17 protein-coding genes are annotated in these 15,770 nt (G+C 35.3%); 15 read left to right on the plus strand and 2 right to left on the minus strand.

Going from position 1 to position 15,770, the window contains the following annotated elements:
* The first annotated feature begins 232 nt into the window (after positions 1-232).
* The 14 genes from QWY90_RS05545 (at position 233) to QWY90_RS05610 (ending at position 12,469) form a co-directional block, all read left to right on the plus strand.
* Positions 233-1,141 carry an XdhC family protein gene (locus tag QWY90_RS05545; protein WP_290284867.1) on the plus strand — a complete coding sequence of 303 codons (909 nt, stop codon included), beginning with the start codon at positions 233-235 and terminating at the stop codon, positions 1,139-1,141.
* Complete coding sequence (locus tag QWY90_RS05550) at positions 1,138-2,307, plus strand: molybdopterin molybdotransferase MoeA (RefSeq protein WP_290284868.1); 1,170 nt, start codon at positions 1,138-1,140, stop codon at positions 2,305-2,307. Before QWY90_RS05545 ends, QWY90_RS05550 begins: the two co-directional genes overlap by 4 nt.
* 44 nt (positions 2,308-2,351) lie before the next feature.
* The gene (locus tag QWY90_RS05555) at positions 2,352-3,098 is read left to right on the plus strand and encodes a sulfite exporter TauE/SafE family protein (protein WP_290284869.1); all 747 of its coding nucleotides are present in this window, start codon (positions 2,352-2,354) and stop codon (positions 3,096-3,098) included.
* 6 nt (positions 3,099-3,104) lie between these two features.
* On the plus strand, positions 3,105-3,347 hold the full coding sequence (locus QWY90_RS05560) for a MoaD/ThiS family protein (RefSeq protein ID WP_290284870.1): 243 nt from the start codon (positions 3,105-3,107) through the stop codon (positions 3,345-3,347).
* 12 nt (positions 3,348-3,359) lie between these two features.
* Positions 3,360-4,388, plus strand: a complete 1,029-nt coding sequence (locus tag QWY90_RS05565; RefSeq protein WP_290284871.1) for a HesA/MoeB/ThiF family protein — start codon at positions 3,360-3,362, stop codon at positions 4,386-4,388.
* Positions 4,375-4,821 carry a molybdenum cofactor biosynthesis protein MoaE gene (locus QWY90_RS05570; RefSeq protein WP_290284872.1) on the plus strand — a complete coding sequence of 149 codons (447 nt, stop codon included), beginning with the start codon at positions 4,375-4,377 and terminating at the stop codon, positions 4,819-4,821. The genes QWY90_RS05565 and QWY90_RS05570 overlap by 14 nt, the downstream gene beginning before the upstream one ends.
* A 1-nt stretch (position 4,822) precedes the next feature.
* Positions 4,823-5,737, plus strand: a complete 915-nt coding sequence (gene moaCB, locus QWY90_RS05575) for a bifunctional molybdenum cofactor biosynthesis protein MoaC/MoaB (protein WP_290284873.1) — start codon at positions 4,823-4,825, stop codon at positions 5,735-5,737.
* The gene (gene moaA, locus QWY90_RS05580) at positions 5,724-6,731 is read left to right on the plus strand and encodes a GTP 3',8-cyclase MoaA (RefSeq protein ID WP_290286936.1); all 1,008 of its coding nucleotides are present in this window, start codon (positions 5,724-5,726) and stop codon (positions 6,729-6,731) included. The genes moaCB and moaA overlap by 14 nt, the downstream gene beginning before the upstream one ends.
* Positions 6,732-6,990: 259 nt before the next feature.
* Positions 6,991-7,698: an aquaporin Z gene (gene aqpZ / locus QWY90_RS05585; RefSeq protein WP_290284874.1), complete on the plus strand. Its 708-nt coding sequence runs from the start codon at positions 6,991-6,993 to the stop codon at positions 7,696-7,698.
* A gap of 75 nt (positions 7,699-7,773) precedes the next feature.
* Positions 7,774-8,376, plus strand: coding sequence for an alpha-ketoglutarate-dependent dioxygenase AlkB family protein (locus tag QWY90_RS05590; protein ID WP_290284875.1), 603 nt, complete (start codon positions 7,774-7,776; stop codon positions 8,374-8,376).
* Positions 8,377-8,411: 35 nt separating this feature from the next.
* Positions 8,412-9,242 carry a sterol desaturase family protein gene (locus tag QWY90_RS05595; protein ID WP_290284876.1) on the plus strand — a complete coding sequence of 277 codons (831 nt, stop codon included), beginning with the start codon at positions 8,412-8,414 and terminating at the stop codon, positions 9,240-9,242.
* Between the two features lie 100 nt (positions 9,243-9,342).
* Entirely contained in the window at positions 9,343-9,615 is a 273-nt protein-coding gene (locus QWY90_RS05600; RefSeq protein ID WP_290284877.1) for a TIGR03643 family protein, read from the plus strand.
* A gap of 144 nt (positions 9,616-9,759) precedes the next feature.
* Positions 9,760-11,670 carry a M61 family metallopeptidase gene (locus QWY90_RS05605; protein WP_290284878.1) on the plus strand — a complete coding sequence of 637 codons (1,911 nt, stop codon included), beginning with the start codon at positions 9,760-9,762 and terminating at the stop codon, positions 11,668-11,670.
* Positions 11,671-11,752: 82 nt separating this feature from the next.
* Positions 11,753-12,469, plus strand: coding sequence for a DUF4369 domain-containing protein (locus tag QWY90_RS05610; RefSeq protein ID WP_290284879.1), 717 nt, complete (start codon positions 11,753-11,755; stop codon positions 12,467-12,469).
* Between the two features lie 8 nt (positions 12,470-12,477).
* On the opposite strand, the gene QWY90_RS05615 is transcribed toward QWY90_RS05610, so the two are convergent.
* Together QWY90_RS05615 and QWY90_RS05620 are read right to left on the minus strand one after the other, a co-directional pair.
* Entirely contained in the window at positions 12,478-12,981 is a 504-nt protein-coding gene (locus tag QWY90_RS05615; RefSeq protein WP_290284880.1) for an SRPBCC family protein, read from the minus strand.
* The gene (locus QWY90_RS05620) at positions 12,978-13,298 is read right to left on the minus strand and encodes an ArsR/SmtB family transcription factor (RefSeq protein ID WP_290284881.1); all 321 of its coding nucleotides are present in this window, start codon (positions 13,296-13,298) and stop codon (positions 12,978-12,980) included. The genes QWY90_RS05615 and QWY90_RS05620 overlap by 4 nt, the downstream gene beginning before the upstream one ends.
* A 188-nt stretch (positions 13,299-13,486) precedes the next feature.
* Between QWY90_RS05620 and QWY90_RS05625 the strand changes: the two genes are divergently transcribed.
* Complete coding sequence (locus tag QWY90_RS05625; protein ID WP_290284882.1) at positions 13,487-15,679, plus strand: B12-binding domain-containing radical SAM protein; 2,193 nt, start codon at positions 13,487-13,489, stop codon at positions 15,677-15,679.
* Positions 15,680-15,770: the final 91 nt, after the last annotated feature.

Genomic DNA, 15,770 nt, shown 5'->3' on the forward strand with positions numbered 1-15,770 from the left:
ACTCAATAGTAAATCTATAGTGAGTCCATGATTTATATAAAAAAGGATGGACACATCATGGACTCACTCCGAACAAACCCTTATAGAATACTACATCAAAAAGTTGTTAACCCAATACAGATTGTTGTCTGTTTTTTGTTGGTCTGTAAGTGTCTTTTTTTGATTTTCAGTAAAGGCAAACCTATACTTCAGGATAAAAAGTTATTTTTGACAAATTGAACTACCAAAGTTAATGACTCAAGATTTCTATAAAAAACTCTGTGAAACCCTCCAATCCCAAAAGAGATTGGTACTTATGGTTGTGATTGCCAATGAAGGAAGCAGCCCAGGTCGGAAAGGTTTTAAGATGGCTGTGACCAAAGAGGGAATGTTGGGCACTATCGGCGGTGGTATTATGGAGCATAAACTGGTAGAATTGGCGCAATCCCTTTTGGACAAACCCAAATTTGAGCCTTTTATAAAACATCAAATCCATGATAAATCAGCACCCAAAGACCAATCGGGTATGATATGTTCAGGGCAGCAAACGATAGCTTTTTACGATATTTATCCAGCTTTTCTACCCTTGGCAAATCAAATAGCAACAGAAGAAAATTTTCAAATCGTATATAACAATTTGGGGATAAATGTGCCTGCTGAAAATCCCGAATGGTTGTTTACTGAAACCAGTTCGTTACCAAATAAAGTGTATATCATTGGTGGTGGACATGTAGGTTTGGCTCTGAGCGAAGTGCTTTCGCGCATGGATTTTGAGATTCATATTCTCGATCATCGGGAAAACCTGAATACGATGATGCAGAACAACTTTGTGCATTCCAAGCAAACCGTCGAGTTTGACCAAGTCGACGATTATATTCCGGAAGGCAATGATGTTTATGTAGTTATCATGTCTTTTGGTTACCGAACTGATGATATTATCATTCGTAGATTAATCAACAAAAGTTTCAAGTATATCGGACTGTTGGGCAGTAAAGAAAAGATTGCCACCTTATTCCAAAGCATGATTGCCGATGGTTTTGATAAAGATAAGATTGCCAGTGTTTATGCCCCAATTGGCATCGACATTAAAAGTGAAACTACTCAGGAAATCGCTATCAGCATTGCCGCTCAGTTAATCAGAGTTAAAAATCAGAACCGATGATTGCTACCGAAGAAGCCTTTGCTATTTTAGATAAACTTACTTACACCAAACAAGTAGTCGAACTTCCGCTATTGGAAGCACGTAATCATGTACTCGCAACAACTATTTTATCGCCAATCAATATGCCGCCATTCCGACAAGCGACTATGGATGGTTTTGCCATTGCTTTGTGCGATTCGTTGCAGTATGACATTGTGGGTGAAGTCAAAGCAGGCGATTTTTTTGATAAAGAACTAAAACCCGGTCAGGCTGTAAAAATATTTACCGGTGCTGCTGTTCCTCTTTCGGCACAAGCTGTGATTCAAATTGAGAAAGTAAAAGTTACTCATTCGATCTTGAAATTAGAAGAAAAAATAAAACCAGAAACCAATGTTCGGCAATTAGGAGCACAGATTATTAAAGAGGCTACAGCTTTGGAAGAAGGTGCATTCTTAAATCCAGCAGCAATAGGATTTTTAACCGGATTAGGAATTACTAAAGTAAAAGTGTTTCAAAAGCCTTCGGTTGGAATCATAGTAACGGGAAATGAGCTTGTTTCTGCGGGAGAAACGCTTCCAAATGGAAAAGTATACGAAAGCAACGCAATAATGCTGCAAACGGCTTTATATAATGCTTATTTTGATATTGTTTCGCTTTACAAAGTAGAAGACGATTTTGAAAACACGAAAAGCACACTCGAAAAAGCAATTCAAGAGAATGATGTGGTATTGGTTTCGGGTGGCATTTCTGTTGGTGATTATGACTTTGTAGGCAAAGCACTAGAAAGTCTAAACGTTGAAACCTTGTTTTATAAAGTCAATCAAAAGCCCGGAAAGCCCTTATTGGTTGGGAAACAAAATGATAAAATGATCTTTGCCTTACCCGGAAATCCGGCAGCGAGTCTGACGTGTTTTTATGTGTATGTGCTGCCAACGTTGCATAGATTTTACGGAATAAAAAGCACTTATGGCTCCCAAATAAAGAAGCAATTGGCTCATGATTTTATTGTTGACAACCCGCGTTCTCAGTTTTTGAAAGCATCAATTGCTGCTGATGTGGTTACTATTTTGTCACATCAGGATTCAGGAATGCTTAATTCCTTTGCACTTGCAAATGCTTTGGTTTATTTACCCAATGGAAGTTATCAGGTGTTAAAAGGCGATAAAGTTTCGGTTTATCTTATTTAAAAAAAAGAATTGTTGTTATATTTACGGTTCGTTAATTTTAAAATATGGTGGCAGGCGAACTCATACAATCTCCGTTTTTACTCCTTTTATTGCTCATTGTTGCCTTTCTCTATGCTAGTGTCGGACATGGAGGTGCCAGCGGTTATTTGGCTTTAATGAGTTTGTTTGCGTTTCCCGTTGCCTTTATGAAACCAACAGCTTTGGTACTGAATATAGTCGTTTCAGCGATTTCGTTTTTCTTTTATTACCGGGAGAAAAAGTTTGATTGGAAACTGTTTTATCCGTTTACGATAACGTCGATTCCGTTTTCGTTTTTAGGTGGAATCATTACTATTGAAACACATCTTTACAAAATAATTTTAGCCACAGTTTTACTATTTGCAGTTGCCAGATTGGTTGGCTTATTCGGAAAACAAAAAGGCGAATTCAAGCCGATAAACCTTCCGTTAGCCTTATTTATTGGCGCTGTAATCGGGTTTTTATCAGGGTTGATTGGTATAGGAGGTGGTATTATTTTGAGTCCGGTGCTGTTGCTTTTGGGATGGGCTGATATCAAAAAAAGCGCAGCGGTTTCGGCCTTATTTATTTTGGTGAATTCGGTTTCCGGACTTTTCGGATTTATTTCGAAAGGAGGAACCTTGCCGATATCTTCCGTTTCTTTGATAACGGTAGTAGTGATTGGTGGCATTCTGGGAGGCTATTTCGGGAGCAAAAAAATGAATACAGTAGTATTGCAAAATGTTTTGGCTTTGGTGTTACTGATAGCCGTTTTTAAATTATACACAACCTAGTTAAAGATGGAAATTACCCTAAAATATTTCGGAATTATAGCCGATATCACGCAGAAAACGGAGGAGTCACTTTTTATTGATGACACATCAAATACTTTAAAAAGGTTGCAATCAAAAATAGAAATAATATATCCTAAAATACTGGTTATTAATTATTCAATTGCTGTGAATAAAAAATTCTTACAAAATGATATTTTGTTAAAAAATCAAGATATAGTGGCGTTTTTACCGCCCTTTGCCGGAGGTTAAAAATTAGACAAAATGAAGCGATACGAAAGACAGATTGCGCTACCTGAAATTGGAATTTCGGGTCAACAAAAACTAGCCCAAGCCAAGGTTTTGATCATTGGTCTTGGAGGCTTGGGCTGTCCTGTTTTGCAAAATTTGGCAGCAGCCGGAGTTGGTGCTATTGGCATCGTTGATGGTGATGCTGTGGAAGAAACAAATCTGCATCGGCAATATTTATACAACAGCAAGGATTGTGGAAGGAAAAAGGTTACAGTAGCTTCAGAAGTAGTTGCTAAACAGAATCCGGAAGCTGAGATTATTCAGTATCCAAACTATTTTTCGAAACAAAACGGATTGGACATCGTTACTGATTATCAAATCATTGTGGATTGTACCGACAACATTCCAACCCGCTATTTGATTAATGATGTGGCTATCACTAAAGGAATTCCAATGGTGTATGCTTCCATTCACAAATACGAAGGACAGCTTTCGGTTTTTAATTATAAAAACGGACCAACATACCGTTGTTTGTTTCCGGAAAGTAATCAATTAGAAGCCATTCCAAATTGCAATGATTCGGGAGTTTTGGGAGTGCTGCCCAATGTATTGGGAGCGATGCAGGCGAACGAAGTTTTGAAGATTATCTTAGAAATGGGTCAGGTTTTGAGTGGCGCATTGTTATTGTATTCTAGTTTAGATAATAGTTTTCAAAGTATTGAAATTCAAAAAATTGAAAATAACAATAATACTTTTAATTTTGTAAATAAGAGCATTACTACAACAGATTTTTTTGCTTGTAAAGATTCACTGGTAATCGATATTAGAGAAGCTTATGAAGAGCCAAAATTAGAAGTTGAAAATATTAAAAACATACCTTTGGCACAGTTGGATGATTTTCTGAAAGACATTTATTTAGACCAGAAAATTATTTTGCTTTGCCAACACGGAAACAGAAGTCAACTAGCGGTTGATTATATAACAAAAAAGGGATTTACCAATGTTTTTCACCTGCAAAACGGAATAGAATCTTTAGAAAGAATAACCAATGACAACAGATAAGCCAAAAAAAACAACATTCATTCAAGGTGCTATTTCATCAGAATTCATTGGAAATTCTGTCGCAAAGCACCAAAGTAAAACAACAATTGGTGCACACAATATTTTTCTCGGGCAAGTTCGTGCAGACGAAATTGATGGAAAAACTGTTGTTGCTATTGAGTATTCGGCTTATCAAGAAATGGCTGAACAAAGTTTTTACGAGATTAGAGAAGCAGCTTTCGTCAAATATGAATTATCTTGCTTACATATTTATCACAGCTTAGGAATCGTAAAAACAGGCGAGATTTGTCTGTTTGTCTTTGTTTCTGCCCCAAGGCGGAAAGTAACTTATGAAGCTTTAGAATTTTTAGTAGAAGAAATAAAAGAAAAGGTTCCGGTATTTGGCAAGGAAATTTTTGAAGACGAAACCTACACCTGGAAAAAAAACACATAAAATGGTTGATATTACACATAAAGTAACAACACTCCGAACCGCCTCAGCACAAGCCATTGTAAAGGTTGGTTCGTCTGAAACTATTCAGGCTGTTTTGGACAAAAAAGTGCCAAAAGGCGATGTGTTAGAAGTTTCAAGAACAGCCGGTTTGTTTGCGGTAAAAAATACTTCTAGCGCAATTCCGGATTGTCATCCAATACCAATTGAGTATACTGGAATTCATTTTGAATGTTTGAAAGAAAGCATCAAAATTGAGGTTACAGTAAAAACAATTTACAAAACCGGTGTTGAGGTTGAAGCCATGCATGGTGCGTCAATCGTAGCTTTGACCATGTATGATATGTTGAAACCCATTGATAAGAACGTTGAAATTTCAACAGTTAAATTACTTCATAAAAAAGGAGGAAAATCAGATTATGGAACCAAACAAAATTTAACTTTAAATGTTGCCATTTTAGTGTGTTCTGACAGTGTTTCTTCCGGAAAAAAAGAAGACCGTGCAGGGAAAGTCATTGCTGAAAAGTTAGAAAAATTAGGATTGACGATAGCAAACTATGTCGTTATTCCTGATGAAATTGAAACTATTCAAAACACTATTCTCAAGTTATGTGATGCCAAAACAGATTTGATTGTTCTAACCGGCGGTACAGGTTTGTCTAAAAGAGATATAACTCCGGAAGCCATTATCCCCTTAATCGACAGAAGGATTCCCGGAATCGAAGAAGCTATTCGCTCGTACGGACAAGAACGCACTCCGTTTGCCATGCTGTCTAGAAGTATAGTAGGATTTAAAGGCGAAACTTTACTCATGGCTTTGCCGGGCTCAACGAATGGTGCTGCCGAATCGATAGATGCTGTTTTTCCATCTGTAATGCATTTGTTTCAATTGCTGAATGGTTTTGATCATGGAAAATAGCAGTCTTTTGCAGGATACATTTGGTCGCAAGCATGATTATTTGCGGATTTCAATTACCGAACATTGTAATTTGAGATGTACGTATTGTATGCCTGAAGACGGCATTTCGCTTACGCCAAAGGCCCATTTAATGACCGCCGATGAAATAGTTTCCATTGCGCAAACCTTTGTCAATTTGGGTGTAACTAAAATCAGATTGACTGGTGGAGAGCCTTTGGTTCGGAAAGATGCTAAGGATGTTATTCTAAAATTAGGGAAATTAGGTGTGAACTTATCTATTACAACTAATGGAATTTTAGTTGCCGACTTTATAGATACTTTTAAAGAAGCCGGAATTAAAACGGTAAACATCAGCATTGATAGTTTGGTAAAAGACAAGTTTAACCAAATTACCAGACGTGATTATTTTGATGTTGTTCAGAAAAATATCGATTTGTTGTTGAAAGAAAAATTTAATGTCAAGCTTAATGTAGTTTTGATTAAAACCTTTAATGACAATGAAATACTTGATTTTATTTTGGTGACAAAAAATAAAAACATTCAGATTCGTTTTATTGAGTTCATGCCGTTCTCCGGCAACCAATGGGACAAGTCGAAATTGGTTTCCTATGCCGAAATTATGGAAACTATTCAGTATAAATATTCTATTTCAGAAATAGAACGTTTGCAAGATTCGCCAAATGACACGGCTAAAAACTTCAAAATTAATTCCTATAAAGGCAGCTTTGCCATCATCAGTTCGGTTACGAATCCGTTTTGCAGTACTTGCAACCGCATTCGATTAACGGCTGACGGAAAACTAAAAAACTGCTTGTTCTCAAATTCGGAAACTGCATTACTAGAGGTGCTGCGTTCCGGTGAATCAATAATTCCATTAATAGAACAAAATCTGATTGCAAAAAAAGCAGTGCGTGCCGGAATGGAAGATGATTTGAAATTCCAAAACCCGGAACTGTTTTCTCAAAACAGAAGCATGATAGCTATTGGTGGGTAATGCTTACTAGTTTCACAGAGATACACAGAGTAATTCAGAGATTCACGGAGAGTTTCTTTTTATTTAGTACTTGCCTTTTATTACAATCAAATTTGCTCTGTGAAGCTCCTTTTTCTCTGTGTATCTCTGTGTAACTTAACTCTAAAAAGTTCAGAACCTTGTTAATAAGTTTGCTTCAACTGATTTTTTACCAAGTAATTTCCTTACTAATTTTAATATACTAACCAATCATGATATTTCATGATGTAAAACTAAACGTATGAAAAAACTATTTGCAGAATTTTTTGGTACTTACTGGCTTGTCTTTGGCGGTTGTGGAAGTGCACTATTTGCAGCAGGAATTCCCAATTTAGGAATCGGATTTGCTGGTGTTGCTTTAGCATTTGGATTAACTGTTTTGACAATGGCTTATGCTGTCGGTCACATTTCGGGTGGACATTTTAATCCGGCCGTTTCGTTCGGACTTTGGGCTGGAGGACGATTTTCAGCTAAAGAATTGTTACCTTATATTGTTTCACAATGTGCCGGAGCGATTGCTGCAGCAGGAACACTTTTCTTTATTTGGTCAGGAAAAACGGGTAACGTTATTGATAATACTAAAGCTGGTGCTTTTGCCTCCAATGGTTTTGGTTCCTTTTCTCCTGATGGTTATTCAATGGTTTCTTGCTTTGCTGCTGAATTCGTTTTAACAGCCTTCTTTTTACTTATAATTTTGGGTGCAACAGATAAATTCGCCAACGGAAAATTTGCCGGAGTTGCTATTGGTTTGGGGTTAACATTAATTCACTTAATCAGTATTCCAATCACAAATACATCTGTAAATCCGGCTCGATCCTTATCACAAGCTATTTTTACTGGTGGCGAACCATTAAACCAAGTATGGTTGTTTTGGGCTGCACCAATTGCCGGAGCATTAGTTGGTGGTTTTATATATAAAATGTTATTGCAAAAAGCAGAAACGGAGTAAATAAAAATTACCTAACCAATACTTTTAAGAGAAAAAGAGCGAAATCAATCCTCTTTTTCTCTTTATTTTTGTACTATGAATACACTTTTTTCCAAAGATCCTTTACATTTTTCCTTACCGGATGCAGATATTGCCTATTATCCGAATTTCTTCGACAACCAACGTTCTAATGAGCTTTTCGAGAAATTAAAAAATGAAATTCCATGGCAACAAGACAACATCACGGTTTATGGAAAGACACATCTGCAACCCAGATTGACGGCACTTTTTGGTAACGAAGGAAAGCCATACAGTTATTCCAATATTGTTATGCAACCCAATGCTTGGAATCCGTTATTGGTATTTATTAAAAATGAAATTGAGGAAATCTGTACAGAAAACTTCACCACTGTTTTATTGAATTATTATCGAGATGGCAAAGACAGTAATGGCTGGCATGCGGATAACGAGAAAGAACTCGGACGTAATCCGGTTATTGCATCAGTGAGTTTTGGTGCCGAAAGAAGTTTTCATCTGCAGCATAATACGATTAAGGAACAAAAGCTAAAAATCAATTTGGAACACGGAAGTTTGTTGCTTATGAAAGGTACCACACAGCATTTCTGGAAACATCAGATTCCGAAAACGACCAAGGAAATTGGCCCTAGAATTAATCTCACTTTTCGGATTATCAAATAAGTACTTTTATTATATTTGAACTAAATACGATACCTATGAACGAAATAATCAATTATTTTTCAACTATTCCGTCTTCGCACAGAGCTTTGATTTTGGCTGGAGGCATTGCTTTCTTTTGGTTGGTAGAAACGGCTGTTCCGCTGTTTAAATTCAGATATAACAAATGGCAACATGCCGGAATTAATATCTTTTTCACGGTTACTACGATGATTGTCAACTTTTGTTTGGCCCTTATTTTATTGAAAGCGGCTAATTGGGCAACCGAAAATCATTTTGGACTTTTAAATTGGTTACCCGAGATGAATATTTGGGTTTATACGATTATAGGGTTATTGCTTTTGGATTTAATAGGTGCTTATTTGATTCATTTGATTGAGCATAAAGTCAAATTTTTGTGGCGTTTTCATCTGATACATCACACCGATACTTGGATTGATACAACTTCGGCAAACCGACATCATCCTGGTGAGAGTGTGTTGCGATTTATCTTCACAACATTGGGTGTTTTGATTGTGGGTTGCCCAATGTGGGTGGTTTTCTTGTACCAAACCTTGTCCGTTGTAGCAACGCAGTTCAATCATGCCAATATTATTTTGCCAAAAAAACTGGATACGATTTTAAGCTACTTTATTGTTTCGCCCGATATGCATAAAGTGCATCACCATTACGTTTTGCCTTATACGGATAGCAATTACGGTAATATTTTTTCCGTTTGGGATAGGTTATTCGGTACGTTTAAAACACTCGATAGAGAAAAACTGGTGTACGGAATTGATACGCACATGAAACCGGAAGAAAATAACAAACTTTCAAATTTATTGGCGATTCCGTTTCAGAAAAGACGTTCTCCAAGTTCAGATGATTAAAAAAAAACAGGAGGATGTTTGCAAACTAATTATTTTTTTTACTAATATTGAATTACGAATTAAACGTTAATATTCTTATTATTTAAATGCTTTTACAGAAATGAAAAAAAGTAGACTAGTTGAACTTGGCAATGAAGAATTAGAGAGAGTTGTCAGCATGGCTCAAGAGGAAAGAAAACCTTTTGAAGTAATTAAAGAGGAATTTGGACTCACTGAAAATGAAGTAACCGAATTGATGCGAAAACGATTGCCAAAAGACAAATTTGAACTTTGGAAAAAGAAAGCAGCTGGAAGTAAGCCAAAACCAAAACCAATCATTGACGACTTTGATGATTTAGACAGCAAATACTACATCAAAAATAAATTTGACTAAAAATTATAACTCTTGTTCTGCAAGAGTTTTTTTTAATCTAAAAAAAACAAAGGCATAATTTAGTTAATCATATCAAAAAAAACAAAAACCTTTGTAACTAATATTTACTTTTGCGGACTTACTTTTTAAAATAAATTTTCAGTAATGAACAAACTAATTTTAAGTGTCATTTTTGCTTTAGCCATTTCCGGTTATACTGCAAACGCACAAAAAAAGATTTCTCCAAAATTGCCTGTCAAAGAACAGACAAAAACAAATGTAAATTTAAATCAGGTAAATGCTGTCATTGATTTAAATAGCGTAAAAGACGATAAGGTTAGTGTAACCATTACTCCTCCAAAGTTTACTACAAGCGAAATAGTGTTCCATATTCCAAAAACAGTTCCCGGAACTTATTCTACTGATAATTATGGAAAGTTAATAGATGATTTTAAAGCATTTGATAAAAGCGGAAAGCAACTAGCGACTTCAAAAACCGATGATAATTCATGGAAAATTTCTAATGCCCAATCATTATCAAAAGTAACTTACAATGTTAATGATACCTTTGATTCTGAGTCAGGGAAAGGGTTTGGGAAAGACGATATTTTTTCACCGGCAGGTACAAATATTTTGGAAGGAAAAAATTTCGTGGTAAACAATCATGGTTTTGTGGGTTATTTTGAAGATAAAAAGCAATTGACTGAAATTCCATACAAGCTAACAATTCTTCATCCGGCGACACTTCATGGTGCTACCTCGTTACTAGACACCAATAAAAGTGATACTACAGATACGTTTATGGCCAGTCGCTATTTTGATTTGACTGATAACCCAATCATGTATTCTAAAGCGGATTATGAAACCTTCAATGTAGACGGAATGGAGATTGTTTTTAGTGTGTATTCACCAAACGGGAAGCATTCAGCAAAGGAATTATTGCCTGATTTAGAAAAAACAATGCGTGCTCAAAAAGCTTTTTTAGGTACTATCAATACCAATAAACGATACACCGTTTTATTATATTTATCAGAACTTGGAAAAAAAGATGCAATGGGCTTTGGAGCTCTAGAACATCACACTTCAACCACCGTAGTTTTTCCGGAAGTAATGGATAAAGAAGCATTAGGAGAGCAATTAAGAGATGTCGTTTCACACGAGTTTTTTCATACGGTAACTCCTTTGAGTATTCATTCTAAAGAAATTCAATATTTTGATTATAGTAACCCAAAAATGTCCAAACATTTATGGATGTATGAAGGTGTAACCGAATATTTTGCTAATTTATTTCAGGTCAATCAAGGTTTAATTACGGCAGATGAATTTTACGAGAGAATGACAGGTAAAATAAACAATGCATCGACTTTAAACGATACGATGTCGTTTACTGAAATGAGTGCTAATGTTTTGGTAGCGCCTTATAAAGACCAATATTTAAATGTATATGAAAAGGGTGCTTTAATCGGAATGTGTATTGATATTATCATTCGGGAAAAAAGCAATGGTGAAAGAGGAATTTTAGACTTAATGAAAAAATTATCAAAGGAATATGGTGTCGACAAACCTTTTGATGATGCAGAACTTTTTGATAAAATCACAAAATTAACCTATCCTGAAGTTGGTGCGTTTTTAAATACTTATGTTGCGGGTACAACTCCAATTCCTTATGATGTCTATTTTGCTAAGATGGGTGTTGTCAATTCAAAGGTTCCAGTTCCAGTCAATCCGTTTTTGAAAGATCAATCAACGCCATACATAACCGTTAACCCAAACACAAAAGAAATTATTGTAATTCCGAGTACAAAACTGAATAACTTTATGACAGGTTTGAGTTTAAAAGGTGGCGATATAATTGTTTCAATTAATGATAAACCATACAATTTGGATACTATTTATGATTTGATTATTGAAAGTCAAAACTGGAAAGAAGATGATACTATAAGCGTAAAAATAAAAAGAGATGGTGTAGAAAAAGCCATTACCGGAAAAGTAAAATTAGATTATGATGAAACAGATGGATATCAATTTTCGGACACATCAAAAGAGAAATTAAACGCTGCTTGGTTGAAAGGATAATTAAAAATAAACACACTTTAAAATCCTCAATTTGTATATCAGATTGAGGATTTTTTTAGTATTATTGCCAAAAAATTAAACTATGCGTAAATCAATTATTGCCCTATTTTCAATCTTAATTTTAGTGTCTTGTACAGAAAAAAAATCAGCCAAAAACTTTGTTTTAACTGGAAATATTAAAGGATTAAAAAGCGGGACATTATACATTCAAAGAATAAAAGACACCGTTTTAGTTGCTATAGATACTATAAAAATTAATGGTGATTCTCATTTTACCAGTGAGTTTGATTTGCAATCTCCAGAAATGCTGTATTTGTTTTTAGATCGTGGCGTAACCAATTCGCTTGATAATAACATTCCGTTTTTTGCCGAGAAAGGGATTATGAATATCGAAACATCGTTAGACTTTTTTACAGCTGATGTTAAAATTACCGGTTCCAAAAATCAGGAACTTTATGATGAATACAAAAAAGTAGTTTCAAAATATGTTGATCAGGATTTAACTTTAATTGAAAAAAAAATCACAGCCTATCAGGCAAAGAAAATGGATGAAGTCAGTAAAATGGATGAAGAGCAAAAAGGAATCCTAAAACGAAAATACCTCTATACAACCAACTTTGCAGTTAACCATGCTGATTATGAAGTGGCACCTTATGTGGCATTAGCAGAGATTTACGACATCAATTTAAAGTATATGGATACCATCCAAAAATCGATGACACCAAAAGTTTCCAAATCATTGTACGGTAAAAGATTAAATGAATTTATTGCAGCCAGAAAAAAGGAAGAGAATAAATAATCTATCTTTTATTTTCCTTGCGATAAATTTGTTAATAATTCTTCCAAGCTTTTCAATGTCATAGTGAATCCCTCTTTGAAACCCATTTCAATCATTTTTTCTAAACGCTCAAGCGATTCATTGTAAATTGTAATACTAACTTTTGTCTTTCCGTTTTGTTCGCTGAAATTTAAATCCCATTCAGAGCCTGGTAATTCAGGGTTTTCAGCTGCGTCTGCAAAAGCATTCAATAGTTTGAAATTAGTCTTTGGGCTAATCGCAGTATATTTCTGAACTGACCAACGTTCTAGTCCTTCCGGGCTTACCATAGCATAAAATCGTCTTCCTCCGACTTCAAAATTCATAAATTTTGTTACAGATTTCCAAGGTTTTGGTGCCCACCATTGGTCAAGAATTTCTTGTTTGGTGTATGCATCCCATACTAGCGATAGTTCGGCATCAAATTCTCTGTTTATAAATACCTTTTTTGTTGCTTTGTCAACGGTAAAATCAAATTGTAAATTACTGTTCATTTTTTCTGTTTTTTAATGGTTGATAATACATTGTCAAGTTGATTAAATCGGGTTTCCCAAATTTCTCTGAATTGGTTTAACCATTTATCAATTGCTTTCATTTTTTCAATTTCAAGAGAGTAATAAATTTCCCTGCCTTGTTGTTCCTGTTTTACCAGTTCGCATTCCGTTAGTATACGAAGATGTTTAGAAACAGCTTGTCGCGTCGAATTGAAGTTTTCGGCAATTGCGTTTGGAGTCATTGCCTGTGTCGCAATTAAGGTTATGATAGCCCGTCTTGTTGGGTCAGATATTGCCTGAAAAACATCTCTTCTCATATTGTTGAAATTTATTTACGAAACTAATCGGTTGCAAATATATATGCAACTATTCGGTTTCGCAAATTTTTTTATCATTTTTATAGATGTTAAGAAGTTCAATTCACGTTTCTCTTTTTTAATTTCCAAAACTTTATCTTTATCGTTTTAAAAAAACTATACCTATTTTTGTTTGTCAATAAGCCACAATGAAAGACCTTCTGTTAATTACGCCGCCTTTTACACAACTCAACACGCCTTATCCGGCAACGGCCTATATTAAAGGTTTTTTAAATACCAAAAGCATAACCGCTTTTCAAATGGATTTGGGTATTGAAGTGATTTTGGAATTGTTTTCAAAACAAGGTTTGACTTCACTTTTTGAGTATGCTTCCAATTCTAAGTTAGCCAATGATAATTTACAGCGAATCTATTCCTTACGTCAAGATTACATTAACACTATCGATGCCGTTATTGAATTTCTACAAAGTAAAAATCAAACATTGGCACGTCAAATCTGTGCCGGAAACTTTCTTCCTGAAGCTTCTCGTTTTGAGCAGTTAGATGATATGGAATGGGCGTTTGGCTCAATGGGAACGCAGGACAAAGCTAAGCATTTAGCCACATTGTATCTCGAAGATTTATCCGATTTTATTAAAGAAGCAGTTGATGAAAACTTTGGGTTTAGCCGATATGCTGAGCGCTTGGGCAGAAGTGCCAATTCATTTGATGAAATGTACAATCATTTACAACATGATTTGACTTATATTGATAGTATCTCATTACCGATTTTAGAAAAAAGAATTCAAGAGGTTCAGCCCAAATTAGTATTGATTTCAGTTCCGTTTCCGGGAAATTTATACAGTGCTTTTCGTTGTGCTCAATTTGTAAAAAAGCATTTCCCTAAAATAAAAATTGCCATGGGAGGTGGTTTTCCAAACACTGAACTTCGTGATTTAAAAGACAAAAGGGTTTTTGAATTCTTTAATTTCATTACGCTTGATGATGGCGAGTTGCCTGTAGAATTGTTATACACCGCAGTTTGTCATTCGCAACTTACAGAAGAAACTCTTTACAAGAGAACATTCCTTTTAGAAAACTGCGAAGTAGTTTATAAAAACTCCACGAACAAAACCGATTACAAGCAAAGCGAAGTGGGGACACCTGATTATTCCGATTTGCTTTTGGATAAATATATTTCCGTTATCGAAATAGCTAATCCGATGCACAGTTTATGGAGCGATGGCCGTTGGAACAAGTTAACGATGGCGCATGGCTGTTATTGGGGTAAGTGTACCTTTTGTGATATTTCTTTGGATTATATAAAGCTTTACGAACCCATAGCTGCTAGAACTTTGGTCGACAGAATGGAAGAAATCATTGCTCAAACTGGAGAAAATGGTTTTCATTTTGTAGATGAAGCAGCACCACCAGCCTTAATGCGTGAAGTAGCTTTAGAAATTCTTCGGAGAAAATTAACCGTTTCGTGGTGGACGAATATTCGTTTCGAGAAAAGTTTTACTGCCGATTTGTGTTTGTTGTTAAAAGCTTCCGGTTGTATCGCCGTTTCGGGCGGATTAGAAGTAGCCTCTGACAGATTATTGGAACTCATTCAAAAAGGAGTAACGGTAGAACAAGTGGCTCAAGTCACAAGGAATTTTACTGAAAGTGGAATCATGGTTCATGCCTATCTGATGTATGGTTATCCGACACAAACTGTTCAGGAAACCATTGATAGTTTAGAAATGGTGCGTCAAATGTTTGAACTGGGAATCTTGCAATCGGGGTTTTGGCATCAGTTTGCTATGACAGCGCACAGTCCGGTTGGGATGTTTCCAGAGGAATTTGGAATTATTCCCGAAATGAATGACATTACTTTTGCCAACAACGATATACAGTTTAAGGACAAAACAGGAATTGACCATGATAAGTTTAGCTTTGGATTAAAGAAATCGCTATTTAATTTTATGCACGGAATTTGTTTTGATTATGAACTTCAGGATTGGTTCGATTTTAAAATTCCAGATACCACAATACCTTTCGATTATATTGTTTCCTGTCTTGAAAGCCATGAGAACTTTGCCATAAAACCATCTGCAAAAATAATTTGGATAGGAGGAAAGCCACTAACAGAAACTTTTACGAAATCAAAAAAAGGGAATTCATGGGAAATCACACAATTAACGTTTCATGATAGAAGGGAAACAGTTGCTATTTCTTTTGAAAAAGACAAAGCAGATTGGTTCATCAAAACGTTAGAATTACTTAATGTTTCTAATGAAAAAGTTACAACTTTTGCACAACTCAAAATTAGTTTTGAAAGTCAATTTGAGGATTTTGAATTGTTTTGGTTCTCAAAACCTTTAAAAACCCTTAAAGAATTTGGATTATTGGTAATTTAATTTTTCTCATAATTTCTTGATAACTTGTTAATTGTTTTTGGATAGTAAATAATTATTTCTGTTTTTTTACCCTATTTTTAGAAGCTAAACA

The organism is Flavobacterium paronense (assembly GCF_030409795.1).
Lineage (GTDB): Bacteria > Bacteroidota > Bacteroidia > Flavobacteriales > Flavobacteriaceae > Flavobacterium > Flavobacterium paronense.